Raw genomic sequence first — 21,871 nt, 5'->3', positions numbered from 1 at the left:
CCTTTCGCTCCTGCTGATCGCGCTGCGGAGTGCCTGGCAGGTTGTGAGTTCGATCCGGGTTCAGATGCTCAGCACTTACGCGCTGCCCGTTGCGCGTGCGGCCTTTCATCGCAGCGGATTGCGCTGCCGGGCAGTCTTGTAGAGCGCCATGCGCCGATCCAGAATGTCCTGATCAAGGTTGGCATGACGCTGCGGCGGCGTCACGAACTGGATCGCGCTGTGACGATGTTCGTCGTTGTACCCGCACACCAGTGCGCCCACCCAGCTGCGCGCGGCGAACGGGTATCGAACGCCTTGCGGGTAAGCGGGCCGGTACTTCATGGGCTTGAACAGCGACTCGGAACAGGGGTTGTCGTTGCTCACGCCCGGGCGACTCAACGACGGCATGACACCCAGCGCCTGGAGTGTGGCAAGCATCGCCGCGCCTTTCATCGGGCCGCCGTTATCCGAATGCAGAATCACCCGGTCAGGCTGTATCGCTTCACGCGGGCAGAGGTCCCTGAGAACCTCGCTGGCCAGCGCGCTGCTTTCCTCCGCATAGATCTGTCAACCCACTATCTTGCGACTGAATACATCCAGAAACAGGCACAGATAAAAGTAATGCCCACGGATCGTCGTCGGCAAATACGTGATATCGCAGGAATACAACTGGTCAATATATTGCCATGCACAGCCCGGGGTGGAAAAACCCCAAGCACGCCGACCAGTGGACCAATACCCTCGACACTTACGCGATGCCCGTCATCGGCAAGCTCGATGTCGGGCTTGTCGATACCCAGCATATCGTGCAGATCCTGGAACCGATCTGGGTCAGCAAGAACGAAACTGCGTCCCGCGTACGCGGCCGCCTGGAGCGCGTGCTGGCGTGGGCCAGAACCCGCGGCCTGCGCACCGGCGACAACCCGGCGACCTGGCGTAATCATCTTGATACCCTGTTGCCCCGTCCCGCCTCGGTACAACGGCAGAAACATCACGCAGCCCTTCCCTTCAAGGACATCCACGCGTTTGTCACCGGGCTGCATGCGCAGCCCGGCCGTGACGGCGCGAGCGCTCGAATTCACGATTCTTACTGCGACGCGCTCCGGCGAGGTCATCGCAGCCACCTGGGAAGAGATCAATCTGCGGGAGGCGGTATGGATCATTCCGACGACACGGATGAAGGCGAAGCGCGAACACCGGGTCCCGCTGTCCAGCCGCGCGATCGAACTTCTGACGCAGATGAAGAAAGCACGCAGGAGCGATTTCGTTTTCCCGGGATGGAAGGCGGGAACCGGCCTGTCGAACATGGCCATGCTTCAGTTGCTGCGCAAGGCAGGCTATCCGGAACTGACGGTTCACGGATTCCGCTCCACGTTCCGCGACTGGTGTGCCGAAATAACTGCCTACCCTCGCGAGCTCGCCGAAGCAGCGCTTGCGCATACGCTGAGCAACAAGGCAGAAGCCGCCTACTTCCGCAGCGACATGTTTGAGAAGCGGCGCAAATGATTCAGGCCTGGTGCCATTACATCAGCATGGCGCCAGCCGGAACACGGCGACCTCGCACCGCCGGACCCGACCGAGCCGCGGAGCCCTCGCGGGAGGTTGTTTCCGGCTAACGTGGAGCATGCATGCGACCATGCCTGGTTGTCCAAGGTGCGGTCGACATTTTGGGGCCACAGGACGGGAATTTTCGTTGCAGCTGCTGGCGAGATGGTCTCTCACTCTACGCTTGATTGCCGACGTCTATCGCTCGAATCAACATTCGTGACATGCAGCATAAGAGCCGGCACCTTTCATGTCCCTTGTCACCGGCCACGTAGTGCCAATTTTTGCACCCCAAAGCCAGCTCCTTCACGCTGCCGAATGTCAGGAATGGTAGGCTGATTCCCCATGCGAACTGACATCGAGCCCTTCCCGCTCACCCTCCTGTTCGATACGCAGTCCGACCGTCATGTCGACCAGCTTGAACGCGACGATCGATACCACCGCCGACCAGACCAGGGAGATACCCACGCCCCAACACTGCGCGATCAACTGAGCGAACATATCGTAGTCGCCGACCTTGTTAGCGACATAATCGTAGACACCGGTGCCACCGAGTCTCGGCGACGCAAACACGCCCGTCAGCAGTGCGCCAACCACTCCCCCGAGACAGTGCACACCAAACACGTCGAGCGAGTCGTCGACACCAAGCAGACGCTTTAGCCCGTTCACGCCCCAGTAGCAGACGCCCCCGGCGATCAAGCCCATCACGATCGCCCCCATGGGCCCGACGTAGCCGCATGCGGGCGTGATCACGACGAGTCCGGCAATCGCGCCGGACACCGCGCCGAGCATCGACGGCTTCTTCTTCAGCACCCATTCCACCAGCGTCCACGATACGGTGGCCGCGCATGTGGCGAGCAGGGTCGTGATGAACGCCAGCGTGGCCGCGCCACTGGCTTCGAGGTTCGAGCCGACGTTAAAACCGAACCAGCCGACCCACAGCAGCGATCCGCCCACCATTGTCATCGTGAGGTTATGCGGTGCCATCGTTTCGCGACCGAAACCGGTACGCTTGCCGATCATGACCGCGCCGACCAGCGCCGCGATGCCCGCGTTAATGTGCACCACCGTGCCGCCCGCAAAATCGATCGCACCCTTCTGGAACAGGAAGCCCGCGGTCGCGGTCGCCTTTTCGCCCGCGGCAGCGCTTGTGTAGGCATCGGGACCAGGCCAGTACCAGACCATATGTGCAATCGGAAGATATGAGAACGTGAACCACAGCACCATGAAAAGCAGCACCGCGGAGAATTTGGCGCGCTCAGCGATGCCGCCGATGATCAACGCCGGGGTAATCGCCGCGAACGTCAACTGGAATGACACATAGATGAATTCCGGAATCACGACACCCTTGCTGAACGTCGACGCCGTCGAGTCCGGCGTAATGCCGGCAAGAAACGCCTTGCTCAAACCGCCGAAGAAGGCATTGCCCTCGGTGAAGGCGATGCTGTAGCCATACACGGCCCACAATACGCCAAGCAGGCAGAACACCACGAGTGTCTGCATCAGCACGGACAACATGTTCTTGGCACGCACCATGCCGCCGTAAAACAACCCGAGGCCCGGCGCGGCCATCATCACGACGAGCAGCGTGGCGACGATCATCCAGGCGGTATCGCCCTTGTTCGGCACTGGTGCGGCTGCGGCGTTCTGCGAGTACACCGGCACAGCGAACGCCAGCATCATGAGTAACGCAAAAACCCTGTTCAGTCTTTTCATTGCGCGATCCTGTAGAAAACGTCGAAGCGTGCTCGTGCGCGATGGACCATGCGCGAGCAGGCGGTGACCGTGATGAGTGTGGGGTAAAACAGAATCCAATGGCGACTGCTACGCTGGTCTAAACCAGCGGCGATACCCGACCGCCGCGGCGCGGTCCTCCGTTAGCGCCGCACACAATGCATCAACCTCCGCGACAGTCCCGACGCCCGGCGTTACTCGCATGGCGAGCCCCGCACCGGGCGTCGAATCCTGCACCGATCAGTACGTCTGCCCCGGAATCCACGACGTACCCGCCAGCGGAATACGCGCCATTGCGGCGGCTTCCACGGTCAACGCAACGAGGTCCTCGGGCTCCAGGTGATGCACGTTCTGCTTGCCGCAGGCCCGCGCGATCGTCGTCAACTCCATGTTCAGCGTCTTCAGGTAGTTGCGCACGCGGCGCGATCCTTCTTCCGCCTGCACGCGCTGTTCGAGCACGGCGTCCTGCGTCGTCACGCCGACCGGGCATTTGCCGGTGTGGCAGTGATGACAGAACCCCGGCGACGTGCCGAGCGCGGCATAGTCCGCCGTCGCCGGATGCAGCGCGCCGTTCTGAAAGTACGTGTCGCTATTGCAGCCGAGCGCCATCAACATGCCCTGCCCGATCGCGACCGCATCGGCGCCCATGGCGAGCGCCTTGGCCACGTCCGCGCCGGAGCGGATACCGCCCGACACGACCAGTTGCACCGTGCCCTTCATGTTCAGGTCCTCGAGCGCGTCCACGGCCTGACGAACCGCAGCCAGCGTTGGAATACCCACGTTCTCGATGAAACACGTTTGCGTGGCGGCGGTGCCGCCCTGCATGCCGTCGATCACCACGACATCGGCGCCGGCATGCACGGCCAGCTTGACGTCGTTGAACGTGCGCGTCGCGCCGACTTTCACGTAGATCGGTTTTTCCCAGTCGGTGATTTCGCGCAATTCCTGAATCTTGATCGCCAGATCGTCGGGACCGGTCCAGTCCGGATGACGGCTCGCCGAGCGCTGGTCGACGCCCGCGGGCAGTGTGCGCATGGAGGCGACGCGCGGGTTCACCTTCTGCCCGAGCAGCATGCCGCCGCCGCCCGGCTTCGCGCCTTGACCGATCACGACTTCGATCGCATCGGCGCGGCGCACGTCGTCGGGATTCCAGCCGTAACGCGACGGCAGGCACTGATACACGAGCGTCTTCGATGAGCGTCTTTCTTCCTGCGTCATGCCGCCGTCGCCGGTGGTTGTGGACGTGCCCATCGCGGTGGCCGCCTGGCCGAGCGCTTCCTTCACGTTCGCCGACAGCGCGCCGAAGCTCATGCCCGCAATCGTGATCGGAATATCCAGCACAACGGGCTTCTTCGCGAAGCGCGTGCCGAGCACCGTTTGTGTCGTACACTTCTCGCGATATCCTTCGAGCGGATAGCGCGAGAGCGACGCGCCGAGAAACAGCAGATCGTCGAAATGCGGCACGCGGCGTTTCGCTCCGAGACCGCGAATTTCATAGAGTCCGCGCTGCGCGGCGGTGTGGATGTAGTCAATTGTCTTGCGGTCGTAGCCTTGCGACTCTTCCTGCTGCAAGCGGGCGAAATGGATGGGTTTGGCTTCCATGGAAATCTTCTCTGTGAACTGGTTGTTCGATTGCAGCTGCAGGCAGCGCTCAATACTCCTGGTCCGCGTCAGCGTTCCAGTGGTAGAGCGTGCGGGCCGATGCAATGCGCTTGAACGAGCGCGGGTCGTGACCGAGACCCGCGGCGTCGAGCAATGCGCTGACCGCCGTCACGTCCGCTTCGGTCATCGGTTCGTACTGCGCATCCGCGCCGAGCGACTTCACCTCGCCGCGCACATACAGCACGGCTTCATACAGCGAGTCGCCCAGTGCGTCGCCCGCATCGCCGCAGATCACCATGCGGCCGGCCTGCGCCATGAAGGCGGAGAAACTGCCCACCGAGCCGCCGACCACGATATCGCCGCCCTTGAGCGAAATCCCGCAGCGCAAGCCCGCATCGCCGTCGATCACGAGCAGGCCACCATGTGCGGACGCCCCCGCGCCGTTGGATGCAAATCCCTTCACGTGGACCTTGCCGCTCATCATGTTTTCCGCGACGCCGGTGCCGGCGCTGCCCTCGACGACGATCGTCGCGAGCTGGTTCATGCCGCCCACGTAATAACCGGCGTGTCCTTGCACCGTGACCGTCACGTGCGCGTTGACGCCCACCGCGATGTTGTGCGCGCCGTTCGGCGACGTGATATCCACCTTGACGCCTTCGAGCGCTTCTTTCTCGCCATGCAGGTACTGGTTCAGCGCGCGTACCGACGACCCTTCAAGGTCAAACGTCATGCTTTCCATACATACATCTCCTCGGGTGCGGGTTCGAATACCTTGGCGTTCCTGATGTCCGGCAAGTGCGCGAGCGAGCGAAACTCGGAGGCGATCGCCACGTAGTCGTCGTTTTCCGCGACCACCGCCGGCTTGCACGCGAACGGATCGCGAATCAGCGCGAGTTCGGTCGAGGTGCCCATCAGGAACGTGTAGAAGCCGTCGAGTTCTTCGAAGCCCTTCTGCAACGCGACCGGCAGTTCATCCCCTTCACGCAGCCGCCATTCGAGAAAGCGGCACGCGGCTTCGGTGTCGTTGTCCGTCTCGAAGCGGATACCTTGCGGCTCCAGCTTGCGGCGCACGCCATGCGCATTCGAGAGCGAGCCGTTATGCACGAGGCAGAAGTCTTCGCCGGCCGTGAACGGGTGCGCGCGATCCGGCGTGACCGCCGACTCGGTCGCCATCCGCGTATGGCCGACAAGATGCGAGCCTGTGAGGTTCGAGAAGTCGTAACGTTGCGCGACCTCGGCAGGCGAGCCGATGTCCTTGTACAGATCGATCGAGCGTCCGGTGGACAACAGGAACAGCTTCGGGAAATGCTCGGTGAGCCACGCCTTCACTGTTTCGACATTGCCGTTCACGGTCAGCACCGCATGATTGCCCTTTGTCTCGACGCGCGCATTCACGTCGATCGCGCCGTTGAGCGCATCGAGCAACGCGTTCCAGTCGAAGTCGTTTCCCGCGTCAGTAAAGCCCGCATACAGGCTCAGCTTGCGCTGGCTTTCGTCGACCGCGCTGCCGAACACGGCGAGTCCGGCCGAGTCCGGGCCGCGCTCGGTCATGCCGATCAGCATCGGCACCATCAATTGACCAAGTTGCGCGCGCAGTGCCGGCGTCTTGACCAGCAAGCCTACAATTCCACACATAGTCGTACCCCTTAGAAGAATTCCAGATAACTTTTCATTTCCCAGTCCGAGACATGACGCATGTACTCGAGCCATTCCATCCGCTTGAGCTTGATGAATTCGTCGGCGACGGGGCCGAGCGCATCGCAGATCAGTCGATCCCTTTCGAGTGCGTCGAGCGCCTGTTCGAGGTTCTGCGGCAGGATGCCGATCTGGTGCTCGCGCAACTTCGCAGGCGACCAGTCGTAGAGGTTTTCGTTGGCCGGCGCGCCCGGTGACAATTCACGTTCAACGCCGTCGAGACCCGCGGCGATCACAGCGGCCGTCGCGAGATACGGATTGCATGCGCCGTCGGGCAGACGCAGTTCGATGCGCTCGCCGGGCATGCGCACCATCGTCGAGCGGTTGTTATCGCCATAGCTGATGTAGGCCGGCGCCCATGTCGCGCCCGTCAGCGAGCGGCCCACCACGAGACGCTTGTACGAATTGACTGTCGGATTGCATAGCGCGGCGAGTGCCGGCGCATGCGCGAGCAGTCCCGCGGTGAACTGGTAGCCGAGCGTGGACAGCCCCATGCCGAGCTTGTCGCTTTTGTCCGAGAACAGATTGCGCTCGCCATCGCCGATCGACATATGCATGTGCATGCCGTTGCCCGGACGGTTCGCGAAGGGTTTGGGCATGAACGAGCAGATCATGCCTAACTCGTTTGCGATCTCGGAGGCGGCCATCTTGAAGAACACGTAGTGATCACACGAAGTCAGGCAATCGGTATACGTGTAGTTGATTTCGAACTGGCCGTTCGCGTCTTCGTGATCGATCTGATAGACGTCGATGCCGACCGAGCGCATCGATTCGGTGAGCCTTTCCAGGAAGACCCGCGTACGCGACAGTCCCTTGTAGTCGTAGCACGGCTTGGCGAGCGTATCGCTCGGGTCGCACGGTTCGATCGCGCCCGTCACCGAGCGCTTGAGCAGCGAGAACTCCGGCTCCAGTCCGGTGAAAAGCGTCCAGCCGCGTTGTGTCATGCGCGCGACCTGCTTCTTCAGCGTGACGCGCGAGTCGTATGCCCACGGCTGCCCGTCGACGTGGCCGTCGCAGACGATTCGCGCGAGACCGTCCTGCCAAGGCACCGGCGTGAGCGTCGACAGATCGCCCACCGCCATGTAGTCCGGACCGTTCGGCTCGATGCCCACGCCCCAGATCGCGAAGCCCGCAAAGCCGGCGCCCGCCTTCAGCACACCCTCGAGATGCGCGACCGGGACCGACTTGGCCTTCGCGACCCCGTGAATATCCACGAATTGCGCCAGCACGTATTTCACGCCGCGTTGCGTGAGATAGTCCTGGGCCTCTTCAGCCGAGCCAAAGCGGGGCACGCTACCCAACTCGTTGACCGGCAGCTTGCTCGCATCGTTCAGGTTCATCGTCACTCCTTGCACCACCATCGCTGGCTGATTGGCGAGTCATGCCCCATTGCACGACCCCACTGCGAGCCTGTTCGCAGCATCAATACAAATTTATTACCGTGCAACAATAGTTCCCAACAAGAAACATTCAGGGCGCAATGCGGCCTTTCTTATCTGCTACCCTCACGCCTTTCAACGAGGTTCAACCATGCAAAACGGCGAAGACAGCAAAAACTCGCTCGAACGCTATCTGGGTGCCACGATCCGCGAACTTCGCCAGCGCCACGGGCTGACCATCGCCCAGGTGTCGGAGCAGGCCGGGATCAGCCGCGGCATGCTCTCGAAGATCGAGAACGCCCAGACTTCCACCGGACTCGACGTGCTCAACCGGATCGCCAATGCGCTCGGTGTGTCGATGTCCACCCTGTTCCGCCGCTTCGACGTTCCCGAAGGCGGCGCCCAGCTCGTGAAGAAGGGCGAAGGCATGGAGGTGGTCCGTAAAGGCACCAAACGCGGCCACACCTATCACCTGCTTGCCTACGACCAGGGCCCCAAAAAACTGTTCGAGCCGTTCCTGATCACGATGGACGATGAATCGGAAACCTTCCCCGTCTTCGAACACCAGGGCACCGAGTTCATCCACATGCTCAAGGGTGTCATCGAGTACCGGCACGGCCAGCAAACGTACATCCTGCATCCCGGCGACACCCTCACCTTCCAGGCCGACGTGCCCCACGGTCCCGAGCGGCTGATCAAAATGCCGATTCAGTTCCTGTCCATCTTCGTGTACGGCGAAGGTGACCGGGACTGATGCGCCTTCATTCGCCGCTACCTCTTATGCAACCTCCATGCCATGATTACCCGTAGGAACATAAGATTCATGATGGGAAACACTTTGGGCGAACCGACGGCATGAAACGGGTGACTTCCGCGGATCCTCACCGCATCAAAGCAGTGCGGTTTACCGACCTGCGCGGTGCCTCGCTGCACAGGAACGGCATCTCGGGTTCAGATAAATCAACAGCATGACTTATACAAGTGGTCACAGGTGCTCGAGCGCATTCAGCGCGCCGCCCACCATGCGTTGCAGCGTCGGTTGAAGCGCCGCGGCGCGCGCGTCGTGATAGGAGAACGGCGCGTCTTCATTCATGTAGATGCACTGACACATTTCAAGCTGAACCGCGTGGATACCGCGCTCGGGTTCGCCATAGTGACGCGTGATATAACCACCCTTGAAGCGCCCGTTCGCGACCCACGTATAGGCGCTGTCCGCAGCGGCTCGTTCGGCTGCGTTTTGCACGAGCGCGTTTGCGGTGCGGCCGTCTTGCGTCCCGAGATTGAGATCCGGCAACTTCGCGTCGAAAAGGCGCGGCAGTACGCTCGCGATCGAATGTGCTTCCCATAACAGTACATTCGGATGCCGCTCGCGCAGCCTCGCCAACTCCGCTTGCAATGCCGTGTGGTATGGCTGCCAATAGGCAGCCACGCGGCGTTGCTTCTCCGCCTGATCGGGTTCCTGGCCGGGCCGGTAAACCGCTTCGCCCCGAAACGTTTCCGTCGGACAAAGGCCCGTCGTCGTTTGGCCGGGGTACAGACTCTCGTCGTTCGGCGGCCGGTTCAGGTCGATCACGTAGCGCGAGAGTCGCGCACCCAGCAAGGTCGCGCCCAGCGCTTTCGCAAAGTCGTAGAGACGGTCGAGATGCCAGTCGGTGTCCGCCACACTCAGTGCCACCTCCGAATACCCATGCTTCAACGACGACGGAATCTCCATGCCGAGATGCGGGATCGAAATCAGCAATGGCGCATCGCCGATATGCAGCTTGTAAAGCTCGCTCATCGTTGACTCCTTTAAGTTTATTTCTCAGCGCAGCGCGCCATCGGGCAAATGCGGCAATACGCGGGCCAGCGCCGGCCGGATACTGTGATCGAGCACGCCACGTGTGAGTGTGATGATCTCCGACGCGAAATCGTCCCATTCACCCTGACGATGCAGCAGAAAAAAATCACGACGCCCAAGACGGCTATCGGGCAGCGGCAATACGGCAATGTCGTCGAGATAATGACGCGCCTGCCACAAACAGAGCGGCGTCGAAATGGCGAATCCGAGCCCTGCGGCCACGAGACTCAATAGCGGATCGGTCGCGTCGAATTCATAGCGCCGCGCGCTCTCTATGCCAAGATGCCGCGCGAACCGCTCAACCTGCTGGCCGATCACGGAGCGCGCCGTATAGCGGATCAGCGGCAATTCCACTGCGAGCGTGCGCCAGTCGACGTTCTTGCGCTGATCGAGATAACGTCGCGCCACGACGGCCACGAAGGCTTCCGAAAACAGCGGGACTTCGACAATCCGTGCGTCGCTCAATAACGTCTGCGTGCAGATCGCCACGTCCAGTTCACGGTCGTGCAGCTGCTTGCTGAGGCCCGGCGTCAGACCAGACCAGAGCGAGATCTGCCGCGCCGAGCCCGATACCGCCCGGATCAGTTCGGGCCCCACGGTGGCCGCGAACGAATCCACGCAACCGAGCCGCACCGGCAGCTTGCCTGCATGCGACGCATCGCCGACGCGTGCGCTCACCATCTGCGCATGTTCGATCAACGGACCGGCCAGTTCCAGCAATGCGCGTCCAGCGATATTGGGGCGTGGCGGCCGGCTTTCGCGATCGAACAGATCGACGCCTTGATCGCGCTCCAGCGCGCTAATGGCCTGGCTGATCGCGCTCTGGCTTACGCCCAACTGCTTCGCCGCGCCCGTCATGGACCCCGCCTCGCAGACTGCGATGAAAGCCTGCAACGCGCGCAGGTCGATGGGAGGTTGGGTTCGTCGCATGAAAACTCCGCTGGTTATCGCGTCTGGCGCCTTTCGCCTTCTTGCCCTCTTTTGTCACGGAAGAGCGTGCATGATGCTTTTTTTCTGCCGGCACTTGCCGACCATGAGCAATCCACGGTCTGCACCATAAGTTTGCCTAATACAAAAGTCCCGTGGGGTTCGGTTGCCTAGAATCGGCTCCATCTTCAACGCAGAGGTTCACATGAGCCATTACGATTTTGTTGTGATCGGAGCCGGTGTGATCGGAGCCTCGGTAGCCCATCATCTGGCCGCGCTCGGCGCGAAAAGCGTGCTTGTGCTTGAACGCAGCACCATTGGCGCGGGCACGACGTCACAGTCGTCCGGTCTGTTGCGCACCCATTATTCGGTGAAACAGAACGTCGAACTGGCTCGCTCGTCGTGGTGGGCTTTCAACAATTTCGCCGAATATGTTGGCGACGACGAAGCATCGTGCGGTCTCGTCAAATGCGGCTACATGATTTCCGCACCGGACGGCGGCAAGATCGATCCGCTGCGCGCATCGTTGACCGCACAGCAGGACATGGGTATCGAGGTCCAACTGCTGGACCGGGCCGAGGCGCGCGAACGCCTGCCGATCGCGCAATTCGACGACGCCGCGTTGATCGGCTACGAGCCGGAAGCGGGCTTCGCCGACGCGTATCTGGTTGCGACCAGCTTCGCTCGCGCGGCGCGCCGGCAAGGCGTCAAGATCATGGAGGGCGTGAGCGTCACCGGCGTAGTACGCGAAGGCCGCAAGGTGGTTGGGGTTCAGACGTCGGCGGGCTCGTTCAGTTGCGGCGCGCTGATCAGCACGCAGAACATCTGGACGCCGGAGATGGCCGCGTGGATGGACGTCGAATTGCCGGTCAAGCCTGAACGTCATACGGTGCTTGCACTGGAATGCGACGCAGCCGCCTATTCGTTCAAGATGCCCGCGTTCAAGGATCTTGGCTCAGCCGGGATGCTTTACTACCGCAGCTATGGCGGCAGCCAGATGCTCGTGTCCGAAGGCGTGGTCGGCGAAACGTTGAATGCGCCGGAGACCGAGCAAGGCGATATCTCGCTCGATTACGTCGGAGAAGTCGGAGCGCAAGTCGCCGAACGCTTTCCCGCTTATGAGACCGCAGGTCTGGCGTCGTCATGGACGGGTGTGTACGACGTCACGCCCGACTGGAATCCGGTGCTCGGCTCAGTTGGCGATATCGAAGGACTGGTGGTGGGATTCGGTTTCTCGGGACACGGTTTCAAGCTGTCGCCGGGGGTCGGTAAGATTCTCGCGCAGCATGCGCTCGGACTGCCCACTGACGTTTCGCTGGACCCCTATGCGTTGAGCCGGTTCGCGAGCGGCGCGCTGCTGGTCGGCAAATACGGCGCGGGCGCCGTGTCCTGATCCGGAGCCTATCCACATGACCATTCGAATTCTCGTTCCCGTCAAACGGGTCGTCGATGCCAACGTGCGCGTGCGGGTCAGCACGAGCGGCGCGATCGACACAACCGGTTTGAAGATGTCGCTCAACCCCTTCGACGAATGCGCGGTCGAAAAGGCGCTGCAACTGAGGGAGGCAGGCGTGGCCTCCCAGGTAACGGTGGTGACGTGCGGCCAGTCCACCAGCCAGGACGTGTTGCGCACCGCCCTCGCGATGGGCGCCGACGACGCCGTGCTGATCGACACTGGCGCCGCCAGCGCCACCGTGGACTCGCTGGCCGTCGCGCGCTCGCTGCGCGCGTACATGGCAACGAGCGACTTCGGCCTCGTCCTATGCGGCAAGCAGGCAATCGACAACGACATTGGCGGCGTCGCCGCCATGCTCGCGGCGTTGCTTGGCTGGTCCCAGGCGCTGAACGCAAGCGCGTTGTCCGCACGCGACGCTCACTGGCAGGTGACGTGTGGCGATGACGGCGGCACATCCGTGTGGGAACTGGACGGTCCGAGCGTTATCAGCGCGGACTTGCGTCTGGCCGAGCCGCGTCGCGTCACGCTGCCGAGCATCGTCAAGGCGAAGCAGAAACCGCTTGTGACGATCGACGGCGCATCGCTCGGCGTCGATCTGACGCCGAGCACGACGATCGTCGAACTGCGAGACCCGCCTGTGCGCGAGGGCGGCATCAAGGTCGCGAATACCGTCGCGCTGCTGGATGCGCTCGCCGCACAGCGTCCGTTGGACAACCTGGGAGCACCGGTATGAGAAGCCTTGTGGTAGGGGAATGGGAGCATGGCGAGCTCGCGGAATCGACGCGGCGCGCCGTCACTGCGGCGTTGCAACGTGGTTTGCCGGTCGACGTCCTGGTACCGGCAGCAGGCGCCCACGCTGCGGCCAGCATCACCGGCGTGGAGCGCGTGCTCGCCATCACGGGCGATGTGGCTCATGTTCAGGTACCCGAAACGCTCGGCATGCAGCTTCAGGCCGTCTCTCACGATTACACGCTGATCGTCGCGAGTCACCGCAATCTCGGCCGCAGTGCGTTGCCGCGTGCCGCTGCGCTAACCGATGGCGCGTTTCTCGCGGACGTGACCGGCATCGACGCGCAAGGCCGCTTCACGCGAGGTCTTTATGCGGGCAGCGTCATCGCCAAAGTATCGGTCACAGCGCGCGTGACGTTTGCCACGGTACGAACCTCATCTTTCGTTGCGGCGCGGGCATCGGGCGGTGCCGCCGCGATTGTCGAAACGGAACCGGTCGCCGCGTTCAAGAAAACGAAGCTACTGGAGCGCCAGGCATCCGGACAATCCGGACGCGATCTGAGCACGGCACGTGTCGTCATCTCGGGCGGCCGCGGACTGGCATCGAAAGACAACATGGTCCGTCTCGGCGAGTTCGCCGATCGCATAGGTGCCGCACTCGGCGCATCGCGAGCCGCCGTGGATGCGGGTTATGCGCCGAACGCCACGCAAGTGGGACAGACCGGCAAAACCGTCGCACCCGATGTGTACTTCGCATTCGGCATTTCCGGCGCGATCCAGCATCTGGCCGGCATGAAGGATTCGAAGGTGATCGTCGCCGTCAACAAGGATCCGGACGCGCCGATTTTTTCGGTGGCGGATTACGGCATCGTCGGCGATCTGTTCGATGTATTAAGTGAACTCGAAGCCCACGCCGGCGCAGGGGCAGCGTGATGGAACTCGACCTGCCGAACCCCATCTCGCGCGATAGCGGCGAAGCGCTGGGTCATCTGAAAACGCATCGTGCCGACGACAACCTGCCGTCGGTCCGCTTTCTCGACTGCACGTCGGTCTCGCCCGAACCATGGGTCAACGGCGGCGGTACGACCCGCACCCTCGCTCGTGGTGCGAATCCGGCGGGCGTAGCCGACTGGCGCGTGAGTCTGGCGGACCTTAAGGGCGCCGCGCGGTTTTCGCAATTCCCTGGCTTCGAACGCACGCTGCTGCTGATCGACGACGGCACAGTCGATCTGCATTCGCAGGATGGCCAGTTGCTCGCGCGAACCGGCCAGCCTGTGCAGTTCTCCGGCGACCTGCATGTATGGGTCAGCTTGCCGACGAAGCCCGTTCAGGTACTCAACGTGATGGCCCGGCGCGGAGCCTGCCGCACGCAAGTCAGTGTAGCGACGAACGCGCTGCGGATCACGCCAGCAAGCGTGCAACTGTTGATCAGTCTCTCCGGACGATGGAGCCTGTCGAGTGAGTTGCTGAAGAACGTCACGCTGTCGCCGATGCATGGCATCTGGATCGAAGGCCGAAGCGAGGAGCTGGATCTGCATCATGTCGGCCCCGGCGCAAAGCTGGTGTCGATTGCGATCGAACCGAACGTCCGGACGCCCGCGCAATAAGGCATTCGACCATGCACAACCTCATTGAGCAGTACGGTCCTCGCGAGTCGATGGAATATGACGTCGTCATCGTCGGCGGCGGCCCGGCTGGGCTGTCCGCGGGGATCCGCCTGAAACAGCTGGCGGCGGAAAAAAGCGTCGAGCTTGGCGTGTGCGTCCTCGAAAAAGGCTCAGAGATTGGGGCGCATATTCTGTCCGGCGCGGTGATGGACCCGCGCGCGCTGACCGAACTGATCCCGGACTGGAAGGAAAAAGGCGCGCCGCTGACGGTCGACGTGACCGAAGACCGCTTCCTGTTCCTCTCGGCGACGGGCGCGAAGAGCGTGCCGAACTGGGCGTTGCCGGACAACTTCAAGAACCACGGCAACTACGTGATCAGCCTCGCGAACGTAACGCGCTGGCTGGGTCAGCAGGCCGAAGCGCTCGGCGTCGAGATTTTCCCGGGCTTTCCGGCGGCCGAAGTGCTGTACAACGACGACGGCTCGGTCAAGGGCGTCGCGACCGGCAACCTCGGCATCGGCAAGGACGGCGAACCGACCGGGAACTTCCAGCTCGGCATGGAGCTGCACGCGAACTACACGCTGTTCTGCGAAGGCGCGCGCGGCCACCTCGGCCGCCAGCTGAACGAGAAGTTCAAGCTGCGCGACGGCGTCGATCCGCAGGTCTACGGCATCGGTATCAAGGAGCTGTGGGAGATCGATCCCGCCAGGCACAAGCCGGGTCTGGTGATGCACACGGCCGGCTGGCCGCTCGAAAACGACACCTACGGCGGCTCGTTCCTCTACCACATGGACAACAACCAGGTCGTGGTCGGCTTCGTGGTCGGCCTCGGCTATTCGAATCCGTATCTGTCGCCGTTCGAGGAATTCCAGCGCTACAAGACGCATCCGGCGATCCGCGCGATTCTCGAAGGCGGCAAGCGCGTGTCCTACGGCGCGCGCGCGATCACCGCGGGCGGCCTGATGTCGTTGCCGAAGCTGGTGTTCCCGGGCGGTGCGCTGGTCGGCGACGACGCGGGCTTCCTGAACGCGTCGCGCATCAAGGGTTCGCACGCCGCGATCAAGACCGGCATGCTCGCCGCCGATGCCGCGTTCGACGCCGTGCAGGCCGGCCGCCAGTCGGACGAACTGAGCGCCTACCCGGAAGCGTTCAAGACGTCGTGGCTCTACACCGAGCTGTATCGCGCGCGTAACTTCAAGCAGTGGATGAGCAAGGGTCTCTACCTCGGCACGCTGATGGTCGGTCTCGAGCAGAAGCTGCTCGGCGGCAACGTGCCGTGGACGCTGCATCATCAGCATTCCGATCACGAGATGCTGAAGCCGGCTTCGCAGTGCAAGCCGATTACGTATCCGAAGCCGGACGGCAAGCTGACGTTCGACCGGTTGTCCTCGGTGTTCATCTCGAACACGAATCACGAAGAAAACCAGCCGGTGCACCTGACGCTGAAGGATCCGGCTGTGCCGGTCAACGTGAACTGGCAGACCTACGCGGGGCCGGAGTCACGCTTCTGCCCGGCGGGTGTCTACGAGTTCGTGAAGAACGAGCAAAACGAAGACCGCTTGCAGATCAATGCGCAGAACTGCGTGCACTGCAAGACCTGCGATATCAAGGACCCGACGCAGAACATCGTGTGGGTCACGCCGGAAGGCGGTGGCGGTCCCAATTATTCGAACATGTGACCATGTCAAATTAGAAAGCGGCTTCAACTTTGAAGCCGCTGTCTCGTAAACACTGACGAATCAACAAGCATTTGCCACCACCATGGCACAGGGCCTTTTCAACGTATTACAAAGAAACGAGAGTAAGCGGTTCGCGCCGACGGTCGCAGGCAGTGACTGACATAAACATCAAAGCAGCCTCTTGAACGGCACTAGACCTTCATGATCTCGCTTGCGCAATACGGACCTCCGCAAGCCTATCCGCCGTCTAAGCCCTCGACAATCGACACTTGCGCGATGCAGTGCCCGTCTCGCGCCTGCTTGGCCGACTGATATTCGGGTGAACTGTAGCAATCCAGCGCTGTTTGCATGTCGCTGAACTGGATAACCACGTGGCGCTCGAACGACTCCCCTTCGAGCACTTTCGACGCGCCTCCACGCGCCAGGAAAACCGCCCCGAATTTCTTGAATGCCAGCGGTGCGATGTCGGTGTAATCCTTGTATTTCACAGGGTTGAGCACGGTGACATGAGCAATCCAGTATGCAGTCATCTTTCCTCCTTTCCACCTTCAAAGATCTCTTAGCCATTACCGCCTGACACGCTGACGTCGAATTTCCGGCTCCTTCGCGCGACGCTCGTCAGCGCACATTGACCCTCGCACGAGTGCATTTCATGTCCTGAGCGCGGGCGACGCCATTTTCTGGGCCGCCATCCGTGCGCTAGGGTTAACACTCATGGTACGCCGTACTATGGCATACCACAATACTTTACATCAACAACTGACCTTGGGACACCTTGCCATGAGCCTGATTCGCAAATCTATTCTCCATGTCGAGACGGTCTTCGTGGATGGCGACAAAGCCGCCGCGAAGCCGCTGAAGATGATCGGCGCGGCGGCCGTCATCAAAAACCCGTGGGCAGGCCGAGGCTATGTCGAAGATCTGTCGTCCGAGATTCGCGCAATCGCGCCGCAACTCAGCGAGCACCTCACGAAGCTCATCCTTGACGAGGCGGGGTCAGGCGAAGCGGTCGAGGCGTTCGGCAAGAGCGCGATTGTCGGCCTCGACGGTGAGCTCGAGCATGCGTCCGCGCTGATCCACACGCTGCACTTCGGCAACATCTATCGCACGGCCGTCGGCGCCAAGTCGTATCTGGCTTTCAACAACACGCGCGGCCCGGCAAATGCGCCGCTGCTGATCCCGATGATGGACAAGAACGACGAAGGCCGCCGTTCGCATTACCTGACGCTACAGTTCGCGATCGCCGATGCGCCGGCGCCGGACGAACTGGTTATTGCAATTGGCGGCTCGACCGGCGGCCGTCCGCATCACCGCATTGGCGATCGTTACAAAGATCTGGCAGAACTCGGAAATGACCTCAACAATCCTGCATCTGTCAAGTAATCGCGTCGCGCACTATCTCGAGCAGGGAACTGGGGAGCCACTGGTCCTGATTCATGGGGTGGGCATGCAGGCGCGTGCGTGGCACCCGCAGATCGACGATCTGTCGGCCGAATTCAGGGTGATTTCGGTCGATATGCCCGGGCACGGCACGAGCACCGCGCTGGACGTGAATGCCGGATTGCAGCAATTCGTGAATTGGGCGATCGAATTCATCGAAGCACTGAACGCAGGCCCCGTCAATCTGGCGGGTCATTCGATGGGTTCATTGATTGCCGCGGGCGTGGCCGTCACACGGCCCGATCTGGTCAGGCGCGTAGCAGTTCTGAACGGCGTGTATCGTCGAACACCGGAGGCCCGCGACGCCGTGCTGCAACGCGCGGCCGAACTTCGATCGGGAACCATTGACGTCGAGACACCGCTCAGGCGCTGGTTCAATGCCGGGGAAGCGCAGCGCATCGCGGCGCAAATGGTCGAGTCCTGGCTGAAATCCGTCGATCTGGCAGGTTACGCCACGGCCTATACGGCCTTCGCGAGTGGCGATGAAGTGTACGCCGACGGCTGGCATACGATTGCCTGCCCTGCTCTCGTGCTCACCGGTTCGGATGATGCGAATTCGACCCCGGAGATGGCAGAACAGATGGCCAGTGCCGCCCACAACGGTCGTGCCGTCGTAATCCGCAACGAGCGCCATATGGTGAACCTGACCGCCCCCGAGGAAGTCAATCGCGCCCTGCGCGTCTGGCTGCAGACCGCAGCATCTCGCCGAAACGTTGAAATCGGAAGTGTGATATGACCCAAGAGACCGCCAGAATCAATCCTCGCGAACTGCGCGATGCATTCGGCGCCTTCATGACAGGCGTCACAATTGTGACGACGGCAGGAGACGACGGCAAGCCGCTCGGCTTTACCGCAAACTCGTTCTCGTCAGTTTCGTTGGACCCGGCCTTGCTGCTCGTGAGCATCGCAAAGACGTCGAGCAACTACCAGACGTTTTCCACGACGGGACACTTCGCCATCAACATTCTCGCGGAAGGCCAGAAGGATCTATCCAATACCTTCGCGCGGCCCAGCGACGATCGCTTCGCCGACGTGAACTGGCATCTGAGCGCGAACAACAACCCGCTCATCGGCGACGTCAGTGCGTGGTTCGACTGCACAACGCACACGGTGATCGATGCGGGCGACCACGCGCTCATCGTCGGCAAGGTCGAGGCATTCCACTCTGCTGGCTACGCGGGCCTCGGCTATTACCGCGGCGGCTATTTCACGCCCGCCAAGGTATCGGCCGAAGTGATCGCCGGCCCGAAAGTCATCGTGAGCGCGATCATCGCGCGCGACGACAAGGTGCTGCTCACGCGGGACGCGGACAACAGATGGCGTCTGCCTTCGAAAGAAATCGGCAAGGAAGGCGCCGACAAGGCACTCGCCGAGATCTTCGCGAAGTACCAGCCGGACGCATCGGCAAGCTTCATCTATTCGGCGTACAACAACACCGAAACCCACTACCAGTACATCTCGTTTCTCTGCAGCGCGCCGGATGAGGCCGCTGTTGCGGGCGAATTCGTGAGTCTCGACGAGATCGGCTCGAATCAGTTCCAGGACGCCGCCGTCGCCAGCATGCTCGAACGCTACCGCAAGGAAAGCCAGTTGAAGAGCTACGGCATGTACTACGGCGACCATAGCCAGGGCACCGTCCGCCCGCTTCTTTCCTGAAAGGTTACCCCATGCGTTTTTCACTTTTCGTGCACATGGAGCGCGTCTCCGACCAGACCAGTCAGAAACAGCTTTATGACGAGATGGTCGAGCTTTGTCAGATCGCGGACCGGGGCGGCATGCACGCCGTCTGGACCGGCGAGCACCACGCCATGGACTTCACGATCGCGCCCAATCCGTTCCTCAACCTCGTGGATCTGGCCAACAAGACCCAGAACGTCAGGCTGGGCACCGGCACGGTCATCGCGCCATTCTGGCATCCGATCAAGCTTGCTGGCGAAGCGGCGATGACCGACATCATCACCAACGGCCGTCTGGAATTGGGCATCGCACGCGGCGCGTATTCGTTCGAATACGAACGTCTGCTGCCGGGCCTCGATGCATGGGGTGCCGGCCAGAGAATGCGCGAACTCATTCCGGCAGTGAAAAAACTGTGGGAAGGCGATTACGCGCACGAAGGCGAGTTCTGGAAATTCCCTTCGACAACGTCGTCTCCGCGACCGCTCCAGCAGCCGCACCCGCCACTCTGGGTAGCCGCCCGCGACCCGAACAGCCACGAGTTCGCCGTGGCGAACGGCTGCAACGTCCAGGTCACGCCGTTGCATATGGGCGACGAAGAAGTCGAGAAGCTCGCCGGCCATTTCAACGCGGCATGCGAGAAGTTCAGCGACATGCCTCGCCCGCAGATCATGTTGCTGCGCCACACCTATGTCGCGAGCAGCGAGGACGACGCGCAACTGGCGGCCGACGAAGTGAACGTCTTCTATAACTACTTCGGCGCATGGTTCAAGAACGAACGTCCGGTAAGCCGTGGCATGATCAAGTCGCTGAGCAAGGAAGAGATCGCCGCTCACCCGTTCTACACGCCACAAGCCATGCGCAAGAACAACGTCATCGGTACGCCCGATGAGGTGATCGCGCGCCTGAAGGCATACGAAGCGCTCGGCTTCGACGAGTATTCCTTCTGGATCGACACCGGCATGAGCTTCGAGCGCAAGAAGGCGTCGCTCGAACGGATGATCAACGACGTGATGCCGGCCTTTCAGTGAGGACGTAATTCCATGAGTTTTCATTTTCAGCTTTATATCGACGGCCAGTTCGAATCGGGCGCCGCGACGTTCGGAAGCGTGAACCCGGCTACGGGCGAAGTGTGGGCGCAGATGCCCGAGGCCAGGAACGACGAGGTCAACCGCGCCGTGGACGCCGCCAGCCGTGCGCTGACCGATCCTGCGTGGGCCGGCATCACCGCGTCGGCCAGAGGGAAACTGCTGCACAGGCTTGCCGAACTCCTCGAAAAGGCTGCGCCGCGACTCGCTGAAATTGAAACCAACGATACCGGCAAGATCATCCGCGAGACGTCCAGCCAGATCGCGTACGTGGCGGAGTACTACCGCTATTACGCGGGCATTGCCGACAAGCTCGAAGGCAGCCATATTCCCGTCGACAAGCCGGACATGCAGGTCTGGCTCGACCGCCAACCCGTTGGCGTGGTGGCCGCGATCGTTCCATGGAATAGCCAGTTGTTCCTCTCCGCAGTGAAGCTCGGGCCGGCGCTTGCCGCCGGCTGCACGGTGGTGCTCAAGGCATCCGAGGAAGCGCCCGGCCCGTTGCTCGAATTCGCTCGCGTGGTCCACGAAGCCGGGTTCCCTCCGGGTGTCGTCAACGTGGTCACGGGCTTTGGCGCGCAATGCGGCGCCGTGCTCAGCAGCCACCCAAAGGTGGACAAAGTCGCCTTCACGGGCGGCCCCGAAACCGCGAAGCATATTGTCGCGAACACGGCGAATAACCTCGCCAAGGTTTCGCTGGAGCTGGGCGGCAAATCGCCGTTCATCGTATTCGCTGACACCGACATTCAAAGCGCCGTGAATGCACAGGTCGCGGCCATTTTCGCTGCCAGCGGTCAGAGCTGTGTCGCGGGCTCGCGTCTGTTGATCGAAGCATCCGTCAAGGACGAGTTTCTTGCGTTGCTGGTCGAACGCGTCTCGCGCATTCTCGTCGGCTTGCCCAACGACATGGCAACGGAATACGGGCCGCTTTGCACCGAGCGGCAACTGCGTAATATCGAGTCGGTCGTTGCAAGCTCCGTGCGCCAGGGCGCCAAAGTGTTGACGGGGGGCAAGGCTATCGAGCGCGCCGGCTTCTACTACGCGCCCACGATTCTGGACTGTACCGGTGTCGCGAACGCGGACAGTATTACGACGGAACTCTTCGGGCCGGTGCTTTCGGTGGATACGTTCGCCACCGAACAGGAAGCAATCGAAAAGGCAAACAGCACAGCCTACGGTCTTGCAGCCGGCATCTTTACTACCAATCTCACGCGTGCCCATCGCGTTTCAAAGCGCGTTCGATCGGGCATCGTCTGGATCAACACGTATCGGGCGGTTTCGCCGCTCGTCCCATTCGGCGGCTTCGGACTGTCGGGGCATGGCCGTGAAGGCGGATTCGCCGCTGCGCTCGAATACACGACGACGAAGTCCGTGTGGCTTCGCACCTCGGACGACCCGATCAGCGACCCGTTCGTGATGCGCTAGACGGGCGCGCTCCCCTGCCGTATCGATTCAAAGCCGTAAAGGCTGCGCTGTCGCCACACGCATTGCGTTCGT

At 61.8% G+C, this 21,871-nt stretch carries 21 protein-coding genes and 1 pseudogene; 13 read left to right on the top strand and 9 right to left on the bottom strand.

What is annotated here, in order from left to right; genetic code table 11:
* Window positions 1–105: 105 nt before the first annotated feature.
* Window positions 106–432, bottom strand: coding sequence for an integrase core domain-containing protein (locus OKW37_RS11820; protein WP_184063025.1), 327 nt, complete (start codon window positions 430–432; stop codon window positions 106–108).
* 233 nt (window positions 433–665) lie between these two features.
* On the opposite strand from OKW37_RS11820, the pseudogene OKW37_RS11815 reads away from it, so the two are divergent.
* Window positions 666–863, top strand: a pseudogene (locus OKW37_RS11815) (phage integrase central domain-containing protein); the annotation flags it as partial.
* Between the two features lie 157 nt (window positions 864–1,020).
* The gene (locus OKW37_RS11810; RefSeq protein ID WP_429509826.1) at window positions 1,021–1,485 is read left to right on the top strand and encodes a tyrosine-type recombinase/integrase; all 465 of its coding nucleotides are present in this window, start codon (window positions 1,021–1,023) and stop codon (window positions 1,483–1,485) included.
* Window positions 1,486–1,845: 360 nt separating this feature from the next.
* Here the strand turns inward: OKW37_RS11810 and OKW37_RS11805 are convergent, their stop codons facing one another.
* The 5 genes from OKW37_RS11805 to glnT form a co-directional block, all read right to left on the bottom strand.
* On the bottom strand, window positions 1,846–3,207 hold the full coding sequence (locus OKW37_RS11805) for an ammonium transporter (protein WP_429408419.1): 1,362 nt from the start codon (window positions 3,205–3,207) through the stop codon (window positions 1,846–1,848).
* Between the two features lie 291 nt (window positions 3,208–3,498).
* Complete coding sequence (locus tag OKW37_RS11800; protein WP_429406338.1) at window positions 3,499–4,860, bottom strand: FMN-binding glutamate synthase family protein; 1,362 nt, start codon at window positions 4,858–4,860, stop codon at window positions 3,499–3,501.
* Window positions 4,861–4,909: 49 nt separating this feature from the next.
* Entirely contained in the window at window positions 4,910–5,599 is a 690-nt protein-coding gene (locus OKW37_RS11795) for a protein glxC (RefSeq protein WP_429406340.1), read from the bottom strand.
* Window positions 5,587–6,495, bottom strand: coding sequence for a class II glutamine amidotransferase (locus OKW37_RS11790; RefSeq protein WP_429406342.1), 909 nt, complete (start codon window positions 6,493–6,495; stop codon window positions 5,587–5,589). The genes OKW37_RS11795 and OKW37_RS11790 overlap by 13 nt, the downstream gene beginning before the upstream one ends.
* Window positions 6,496–6,506: 11 nt before the next feature.
* Window positions 6,507–7,895: a type III glutamate--ammonia ligase gene (gene glnT, locus OKW37_RS11785; protein ID WP_429406344.1), complete on the bottom strand. Its 1,389-nt coding sequence runs from the start codon at window positions 7,893–7,895 to the stop codon at window positions 6,507–6,509.
* A gap of 190 nt (window positions 7,896–8,085) precedes the next feature.
* Between glnT and OKW37_RS11780 the strand changes: the two genes are divergently transcribed.
* Window positions 8,086–8,688, top strand: a complete 603-nt coding sequence (locus OKW37_RS11780; protein ID WP_184063039.1) for a helix-turn-helix domain-containing protein — start codon at window positions 8,086–8,088, stop codon at window positions 8,686–8,688.
* 231 nt (window positions 8,689–8,919) lie between these two features.
* Here the strand turns inward: OKW37_RS11780 and hutG are convergent, their stop codons facing one another.
* Together hutG and OKW37_RS11770 are read right to left on the bottom strand one after the other, a co-directional pair.
* On the bottom strand, window positions 8,920–9,714 hold the full coding sequence (hutG, locus tag OKW37_RS11775; RefSeq protein ID WP_184063041.1) for an N-formylglutamate deformylase: 795 nt from the start codon (window positions 9,712–9,714) through the stop codon (window positions 8,920–8,922).
* 24 nt (window positions 9,715–9,738) lie between these two features.
* On the bottom strand, window positions 9,739–10,704 hold the full coding sequence (locus OKW37_RS11770) for a LysR family transcriptional regulator (RefSeq protein ID WP_184063043.1): 966 nt from the start codon (window positions 10,702–10,704) through the stop codon (window positions 9,739–9,741).
* 202 nt (window positions 10,705–10,906) lie between these two features.
* Between OKW37_RS11770 and OKW37_RS11765 the strand changes: the two genes are divergently transcribed.
* From OKW37_RS11765 to OKW37_RS11745, 5 genes are read left to right on the top strand one after another with little or no spacing between them, the layout of a single operon-like run.
* Window positions 10,907–12,094 (top strand): NAD(P)/FAD-dependent oxidoreductase, encoded by a 1,188-nt coding sequence (locus tag OKW37_RS11765; protein ID WP_102633961.1) that lies wholly within the window; start codon window positions 10,907–10,909, stop codon window positions 12,092–12,094.
* Window positions 12,095–12,116: 22 nt separating this feature from the next.
* A complete protein-coding gene (locus OKW37_RS11760) occupies window positions 12,117–12,890 on the top strand; it encodes an electron transfer flavoprotein subunit beta/FixA family protein (protein ID WP_184063116.1) in 774 nt (257 codons plus the stop codon).
* On the top strand, window positions 12,887–13,819 hold the full coding sequence (locus tag OKW37_RS11755; protein ID WP_429355301.1) for an electron transfer flavoprotein subunit alpha/FixB family protein: 933 nt from the start codon (window positions 12,887–12,889) through the stop codon (window positions 13,817–13,819). The genes OKW37_RS11760 and OKW37_RS11755 overlap by 4 nt, the downstream gene beginning before the upstream one ends.
* Window positions 13,819–14,493 carry a HutD/Ves family protein gene (locus OKW37_RS11750; RefSeq protein ID WP_429406348.1) on the top strand — a complete coding sequence of 225 codons (675 nt, stop codon included), beginning with the start codon at window positions 13,819–13,821 and terminating at the stop codon, window positions 14,491–14,493. Before OKW37_RS11755 ends, OKW37_RS11750 begins: the two co-directional genes overlap by 1 nt.
* 11 nt (window positions 14,494–14,504) lie before the next feature.
* Complete coding sequence (locus tag OKW37_RS11745) at window positions 14,505–16,172, top strand: electron transfer flavoprotein-ubiquinone oxidoreductase (RefSeq protein WP_429406350.1); 1,668 nt, start codon at window positions 14,505–14,507, stop codon at window positions 16,170–16,172.
* A 236-nt stretch (window positions 16,173–16,408) separates the two neighbouring features.
* Here the strand turns inward: OKW37_RS11745 and OKW37_RS11740 are convergent, their stop codons facing one another.
* Complete coding sequence (locus tag OKW37_RS11740; RefSeq protein WP_128598348.1) at window positions 16,409–16,702, bottom strand: DUF1330 domain-containing protein; 294 nt, start codon at window positions 16,700–16,702, stop codon at window positions 16,409–16,411.
* Window positions 16,703–16,952: 250 nt separating this feature from the next.
* Between OKW37_RS11740 and OKW37_RS11735 the strand changes: the two genes are divergently transcribed.
* Genes OKW37_RS11735 through OKW37_RS11715 form a run of 5 tightly spaced genes read left to right on the top strand, consistent with a single transcriptional unit; the run spans window position 16,953 to window position 21,799 of the window.
* A complete protein-coding gene (locus tag OKW37_RS11735) occupies window positions 16,953–17,555 on the top strand; it encodes an amino acid synthesis family protein (protein WP_184063051.1) in 603 nt (200 codons plus the stop codon).
* Window positions 17,524–18,348 (top strand): alpha/beta fold hydrolase, encoded by an 825-nt coding sequence (locus OKW37_RS11730; RefSeq protein WP_429406352.1) that lies wholly within the window; start codon window positions 17,524–17,526, stop codon window positions 18,346–18,348. Before OKW37_RS11735 ends, OKW37_RS11730 begins: the two co-directional genes overlap by 32 nt.
* Complete coding sequence (locus OKW37_RS11725; RefSeq protein WP_128598349.1) at window positions 18,345–19,268, top strand: flavin reductase; 924 nt, start codon at window positions 18,345–18,347, stop codon at window positions 19,266–19,268. The genes OKW37_RS11730 and OKW37_RS11725 overlap by 4 nt, the downstream gene beginning before the upstream one ends.
* Window positions 19,269–19,279: 11 nt before the next feature.
* Entirely contained in the window at window positions 19,280–20,317 is a 1,038-nt protein-coding gene (locus tag OKW37_RS11720; protein WP_429406354.1) for an LLM class flavin-dependent oxidoreductase, read from the top strand.
* Window positions 20,318–20,329: 12 nt separating this feature from the next.
* Window positions 20,330–21,799 (top strand): aldehyde dehydrogenase, encoded by a 1,470-nt coding sequence (locus OKW37_RS11715; RefSeq protein WP_429406356.1) that lies wholly within the window; start codon window positions 20,330–20,332, stop codon window positions 21,797–21,799.
* Window positions 21,800–21,871 lie beyond the last annotated feature (72 nt).

The sequence above is a fragment of the Paraburkholderia sp. MM5482-R2 genome, assembly GCF_050436125.1.
Taxonomy (GTDB): domain Bacteria; phylum Pseudomonadota; class Gammaproteobacteria; order Burkholderiales; family Burkholderiaceae; genus Paraburkholderia; species Paraburkholderia tuberum.
Note: the sequence above shows the minus strand (reverse complement) of the source record. Positions and strands in the feature narration are given on the sequence as shown.

What these genes read in the sequence shown, in the direction of transcription:
- OKW37_RS11820 (WP_184063025.1), bottom strand. Translation starts at nt 432, where the DNA reads ATGAAAGGCGCGGCGATGCTTGCCACACTCCAGGCGCTGGGTGTCATG.
- OKW37_RS11810 (WP_429509826.1), top strand. Translation starts at nt 1,021, where the DNA reads ATGCGCAGCCCGGCCGTGACGGCGCGAGCGCTCGAATTCACGATTCTT.
- OKW37_RS11805 (WP_429408419.1), bottom strand. Translation starts at nt 3,207, where the DNA reads ATGATGCTGGCGTTCGCTGTGCCGGTGTACTCGCAGAACGCCGCAGCC.
- OKW37_RS11800 (WP_429406338.1), bottom strand. Translation starts at nt 4,860, where the DNA reads ATGGAAGCCAAACCCATCCATTTCGCCCGCTTGCAGCAGGAAGAGTCG.
- OKW37_RS11795 (WP_429406340.1), bottom strand. Translation starts at nt 5,599, where the DNA reads ATGGAAAGCATGACGTTTGACCTTGAAGGGTCGTCGGTACGCGCGCTG.
- OKW37_RS11790 (WP_429406342.1), bottom strand. Translation starts at nt 6,495, where the DNA reads ATGTGTGGAATTGTAGGCTTGCTGGTCAAGACGCCGGCACTGCGCGCG.
- glnT (WP_429406344.1), bottom strand. Translation starts at nt 7,895, where the DNA reads ATGAACCTGAACGATGCGAGCAAGCTGCCGGTCAACGAGTTGGGTAGC.
- OKW37_RS11780 (WP_184063039.1), top strand. Translation starts at nt 8,086, where the DNA reads ATGCAAAACGGCGAAGACAGCAAAAACTCGCTCGAACGCTATCTGGGT.
- hutG (WP_184063041.1), bottom strand. Translation starts at nt 9,714, where the DNA reads ATGAGCGAGCTTTACAAGCTGCATATCGGCGATGCGCCATTGCTGATT.
- OKW37_RS11770 (WP_184063043.1), bottom strand. Translation starts at nt 10,704, where the DNA reads ATGCGACGAACCCAACCTCCCATCGACCTGCGCGCGTTGCAGGCTTTC.
- OKW37_RS11765 (WP_102633961.1), top strand. Translation starts at nt 10,907, where the DNA reads ATGAGCCATTACGATTTTGTTGTGATCGGAGCCGGTGTGATCGGAGCC.
- OKW37_RS11755 (WP_429355301.1), top strand. Translation starts at nt 12,887, where the DNA reads ATGAGAAGCCTTGTGGTAGGGGAATGGGAGCATGGCGAGCTCGCGGAA.
- OKW37_RS11750 (WP_429406348.1), top strand. Translation starts at nt 13,819, where the DNA reads ATGGAACTCGACCTGCCGAACCCCATCTCGCGCGATAGCGGCGAAGCG.
- OKW37_RS11745 (WP_429406350.1), top strand. Translation starts at nt 14,505, where the DNA reads ATGCACAACCTCATTGAGCAGTACGGTCCTCGCGAGTCGATGGAATAT.
- OKW37_RS11740 (WP_128598348.1), bottom strand. Translation starts at nt 16,702, where the DNA reads ATGACTGCATACTGGATTGCTCATGTCACCGTGCTCAACCCTGTGAAA.
- OKW37_RS11735 (WP_184063051.1), top strand. Translation starts at nt 16,953, where the DNA reads ATGAGCCTGATTCGCAAATCTATTCTCCATGTCGAGACGGTCTTCGTG.
- OKW37_RS11730 (WP_429406352.1), top strand. Translation starts at nt 17,524, where the DNA reads ATGACCTCAACAATCCTGCATCTGTCAAGTAATCGCGTCGCGCACTAT.
- OKW37_RS11725 (WP_128598349.1), top strand. Translation starts at nt 18,345, where the DNA reads ATGACCCAAGAGACCGCCAGAATCAATCCTCGCGAACTGCGCGATGCA.
- OKW37_RS11720 (WP_429406354.1), top strand. Translation starts at nt 19,280, where the DNA reads ATGCGTTTTTCACTTTTCGTGCACATGGAGCGCGTCTCCGACCAGACC.
- OKW37_RS11715 (WP_429406356.1), top strand. Translation starts at nt 20,330, where the DNA reads ATGAGTTTTCATTTTCAGCTTTATATCGACGGCCAGTTCGAATCGGGC.